We start from the raw sequence: 4,156 nt of genomic DNA, 5'->3' as shown, positions 1-4,156 counted from the left end.
CCCTGGAACTGGTAGAAGACGGCGGGCAGCACGAGCGGCTTGGCAAACTTGAAGATCTGCGCGTCGACCTCCTTCGCCTCGGTCGCGCTCAACGCCTGCGCCTCCAGGCGGCGCGACCTGAAGACATAGGCATACCACCACACGCACACGGCGCTCGCCAATGCCGTCACGGCCAGGACGCCGGCCAGCGAGTAGGCGCCGATCGGCAGCAGCAGCAGCACCGCGGCGACGACCAGAAGCCGGACCGTCGAGATCGCGAATCCGATGCGGTTGAGGGTCGAGATTTCGGCCAGGATGGTCAGCACCGTGCCTGCGTAGTGCTCCCTCAAGTTCAGTAAGAGAATCGCGACGATCAGCATCGAAGCTGCCCAGTAGCCTGCTCCCGACCAGCCGTGCTGCCGGGTCGAGTAGTACCAGTAGGGGACAACGACGACGAAGCCCGTGAACAGCAGCACCCAGCGCTTGCGAAACACCCGACGGCAGGCGGCAAGCACCCAGGGCGGCTCGCCGGATCTGGTGCCGACCACCGGCAGGCAGGCATGGGCCAGTCCGGTATCGGTGATGCCGAGCATGAGTAGCATGCAGGCGATCAGGAAGGTGTAGATGGCGTACTGATCCTTGGGAAGGAAATTGACGATGAGCAGGCCCGTGATGCCGCTCAGGACAACACCGAAAGTCTCCACGCCACCGACCGTGAGAATCTGGCGCAAGCGAGTCGAACTGATCATGAAATGAAGCAATGCGCCGACGCGGGGACCGGCTCGGCAGCGAGTGAAAGACCGCTACGATACGCGACGGCGGCGCCGAAGGGTCTTGTTGTCATCGCGCCCATTCGCTCGCATCGAGCCGCCCGGTGGTCACGAGCCTGTCGCCGACCCGCTTCTGCCCGCCCACTCAGATCAACGGCATCGGCAGCATCGGCCGTTCGAAGTAGTCGCCCAGGGTCTCCAGGGCATGCGGCTCCAGAATGCGCAGCCAGCCGCTGTCGAGCTTGTAGAGGGCCAGGCGCTGGAGGCGACGCAGGGTTTTGTTGGTGTGCACTAGCGATAGCCCGAGCGCGTCGGCGATGTGCTGCTGGTTGAAGGGAAACTCGGCCCAGCCGTCGCGCACCATGCCGGCGCGTTCCGCGCGCCGGTAGAGATGCATCAACAGCATCGCGACCCTTTCGCTCGCGTTGCGCCGCCCGGCGGTGACGAGGTTGTCGTCGACCAGCTTCTCCTCGCGCGCGGCCAGCCAGGTGATGTGGTAGCCGAGCTTGGGTCGGGAGTGGAACAGATCCCACAGGGTGTCGCGCTCGAACACGCACATCGTCGTGCCGGTCACGGCCTCGACGCCGTGCGTGTGGCCGTCGGCAAACTCGTCCTGCAGCCCAATGAAGTCGCCCGGAAGCAGGAATCCGAGGATCTGACGGCGGCCGTCGCTGAGCGTCTTGTAGCGGAAGGCCCAGCCCGAATAAAGCGTGAAAAGCTGGGTCGAAGGCCGCTCTTCGCTGACGATGAGGCCACCGGACTCGACCACTCGGGTGCCGCTGCGGAAGGACTGGATGGTGCGCACTTCGTCGGGAGAGACCGCAAGGAAGGCAGGACTCTTGCGCAACCCGCATTCTTCGCAGGGGTGGGCGCATCGCGGTGGATGGACAGGCGACGGATGGTCCTCGAATTTCACTTGAACACTATAGGCCAGCGCGCTGTGTCTTTTGACATTTCCGCAGCACTGCGCCCCTCCTACACTCCGCTCACCTCCCCCTTCTACAGCGCATGCCGGAACTCCACGAAATACTCTATTGCAGCCTGCTCGCCCCCGACCAACCGACGCAGGTGGTCGGCTGGATCGTCACGCAGGCGCGGGCCCGCAATGCACACGAAGGCATCACCGGCCTGCTGGTGTTCGATGGCATTCGCTTCTGCGAGCACTTCGAGGGACCGCCCGAATCCGTGAAGTCACTGATGGCCCGACTGGAAGCCGATCGGCGGCACACCGACCTGCGGGTGCTGTTCGAGAGCGCCCGGGCGCAGCGGCGCTACCAGCGATTCGAGATGGGTCTGGCGGAAGTCGAGGAACGCGAGGACCTGGCGGACATCCATGCTTTGAATGGCGCCGAGGCCCTGCAGCGCTTTTTGTCCCTTCGCCCGCGATTCGACATCGCCGGCTGAATACGGCGTCGGCCTGACAAGCTCAGGCGGCGTCCCAGCTGTAGGTGGCGCCGTTGCGGTCCCAAGGCTCCATCACGATGCGTTCGCCGGCCGCGACCGCCAGCGATTCGCCCGGGGCCAGCACCAGATCCTCGCTACCGGCGTGGGCGGTGGCGTCGCGGGTGACCCAGACCCGGCCCTGCCGGATGCGCAGCACGCTCGCGCCGGCGGCCTTGAGGCTCATTGCATGGCCGGCATCGAGTTGCCAGGCACCGCGACGCACGGCTGGCGGCACGGCGGCCGGGCGGGCCAGGACGGCGGACGGAAGCGACGAAGAGGTGCAAGCAACGGACATGGTGTGGACTCCTGAGGTGACTGTGCGCAATGGCGCGCTTCGGGAATGAATGATCTTCCTCAGCTCGTTGGCAGTCCAATGAAAACGCGGTAGCCTACTGATTCCGATTTCGCATCAATCCAACCTTCGGCCAAGGCCCGCCGTGCAGCATTCCCAGACCCATCTGCGCTCCCGCCCGATCTCCGCCGGCCATCTGCGCGCCTTCGAGGCGGTCGCCCGGCACCTGAACTTCCGTGCCGCTGCCGAGGAAATGGCGCTGACCCAGTCTGCCGTGAGCCGGCAGATCCAGTCGCTCGAGGAAGAGGTCGGCGTCGGCCTGTTCCTGCGCCACACGCGGGCGGTCGAACTCACGGGCGCCGGCGCCCAGCTGCTGCTGGCGGTGCAGCAGTCGCTGCCGCGGATCGACGGTGCGGTGCGCCAGATCCGGCAGAACGCGGGCCGCAAGAGCGTTTCTCTCACGACCTTCGCCTCCTTCGCCTCGATGTGGCTGATCCCGCGCCTGGAGGCCTTCCAGCGCGACAACCCCGAAATCGACATCCGCATCGACGCCAGCGACGTGGCGCTCGACATGGACATCGCCGACGTCGACATCGCGCTGCGCTATGGCCCTCGCGAGCACATGCCGGCCGGGGCGCTGCGGCTGTTCGGCGAAACCATCACGCCGGTGGCCAGCCCCTGGCTGATCAAGAGCAATCCGGCGATCAAGGCGCCGACCGACATCGCGCGCTTCACCCTAATCGAGGCCGGTGACGCCCACCGCACGCATCTTGAATGGCTGACCTGGCGGCGCTGGTTCGAGGTCAACGAGATGCCGCGCGCCCAGCCCCGGCGCTGGCTCTACTTCAACTACGCCTACCAGATGGTGCAGGCCGCGCTCACGGGCCAGGGCCTGGTGCTGGCGCGCAGCTCGCTGATCGCCGAAAGCCTGGCCAACGGCGATCTGATCGAGGTGCTGCCCCAGCACCGCATGGACTCTCCGATGGCCTACTGGCTGATCACCGGTCCGCGCAGCGCCTCACGGCCCGAGATCCAGGCGTTTTGCGAATGGCTGCAGGGCCAGGCCGCCACCACCCGCGAGACCATCGGCGAGGTGCCCGACCCCGATACCGTCGATCAGCTGGATTGAGGCTTCAGCCTATCGGCCACACGACGCCGTTGTCGTTGAGGATCGCGTCTAACGGGAGGTCGTGGGCCTCCGGCTCGAAGTCGTCGATGAAGCCGCTCGCAAAGCCCAGCCCGACCGTGAAAGGCCGGGGCTCCAGCGCCGCCAGCGTGCGGTCGTAGAAGCCGCCGCCGTAGCCCAGCCGATAGCCGCCGGCGCTGTAGCCCAGGCAGGGCACGAACAGCAGCGTCGGCACGATTAGTTCGGTGTCCTTGGGCTTCGGGATGTCGAAGGCGTCGTTTTCCATCGGGCAGCCCGGATACCAGGCGTGGAAGGTCAGCGTCTTGTGGACCCGGTCGACCACCGGCAGGCCGATGCGGCGGCGCTGCGGCTCGTCGAGCAGTTCGCCGTCCTCCTTCCAGCGATGCAAGGCAGGCAGCGGGTCGAATTCGCCCTTGATCGGCCAGTAGGCGCCGATCACGGTATCGGGCCGGCCCACCAGCCAGATCCGCATCACGCGCTGAAGCAAGTCGGCGCGCGCGAGGCGGTCGGGCATGGCGAGGCGCT

The 4,156-nt window shown here is 66.4% G+C and carries 6 protein-coding genes; 2 read left to right on the top strand and 4 right to left on the bottom strand.

The features are described from left to right. Positions 1-728, bottom strand: a 728-nt coding sequence (locus tag AC1DY5_RS44685) for a hypothetical protein (RefSeq protein ID WP_478120827.1), incomplete at its 3' end; no start/stop codon positions are given. Between the two features lie 166 nt (positions 729-894). After that, positions 895-1,596, bottom strand: coding sequence for a Crp/Fnr family transcriptional regulator (locus AC1DY5_RS44680; protein WP_478120826.1), 702 nt, complete (start codon positions 1,594-1,596; stop codon positions 895-897). Positions 1,597-1,757: 161 nt separating this feature from the next. On the opposite strand from AC1DY5_RS44680, the gene AC1DY5_RS44675 reads away from it, so the two are divergent. Beyond that, the gene (locus AC1DY5_RS44675) at positions 1,758-2,153 is read left to right on the top strand and encodes a BLUF domain-containing protein (protein WP_478120825.1); all 396 of its coding nucleotides are present in this window, start codon (positions 1,758-1,760) and stop codon (positions 2,151-2,153) included. 22 nt (positions 2,154-2,175) lie between these two features. Here the strand turns inward: AC1DY5_RS44675 and AC1DY5_RS44670 are convergent, their stop codons facing one another. Continuing rightward, positions 2,176-2,487: a DUF2917 domain-containing protein gene (locus AC1DY5_RS44670; protein ID WP_478120824.1), complete on the bottom strand. Its 312-nt coding sequence runs from the start codon at positions 2,485-2,487 to the stop codon at positions 2,176-2,178. Positions 2,488-2,629: 142 nt separating this feature from the next. Here AC1DY5_RS44670 and AC1DY5_RS44665 point away from each other — a divergent pair, with 142 nt between their 5' ends. Next, entirely contained in the window at positions 2,630-3,613 is a 984-nt protein-coding gene (locus AC1DY5_RS44665; RefSeq protein WP_478120823.1) for a LysR substrate-binding domain-containing protein, read from the top strand. A 4-nt stretch (positions 3,614-3,617) separates the two neighbouring features. Here the strand turns inward: AC1DY5_RS44665 and AC1DY5_RS44660 are convergent. Then, positions 3,618-4,156 (bottom strand): 5-formyltetrahydrofolate cyclo-ligase (locus AC1DY5_RS44660; protein WP_478120822.1); only part of this gene is annotated, 539 nt, incomplete at its 5' end.

Source organism: Variovorax sp. P4_D9, assembly GCF_056401695.1.
The sequence above is the reverse complement of the archived record's forward strand: the minus strand, read 5'-3'. Positions and strand labels throughout refer to the sequence as shown.

Coding starts and splice junctions, on each gene's coding strand:
- AC1DY5_RS44675 (WP_478120825.1), top strand. CDS start 1,758: ATGCCGGAACTCCACGAAATACTCTATTGCAGCCTGCTCGCCCCCGAC.
- AC1DY5_RS44670 (WP_478120824.1), bottom strand. CDS start 2,487: ATGTCCGTTGCTTGCACCTCTTCGTCGCTTCCGTCCGCCGTCCTGGCC.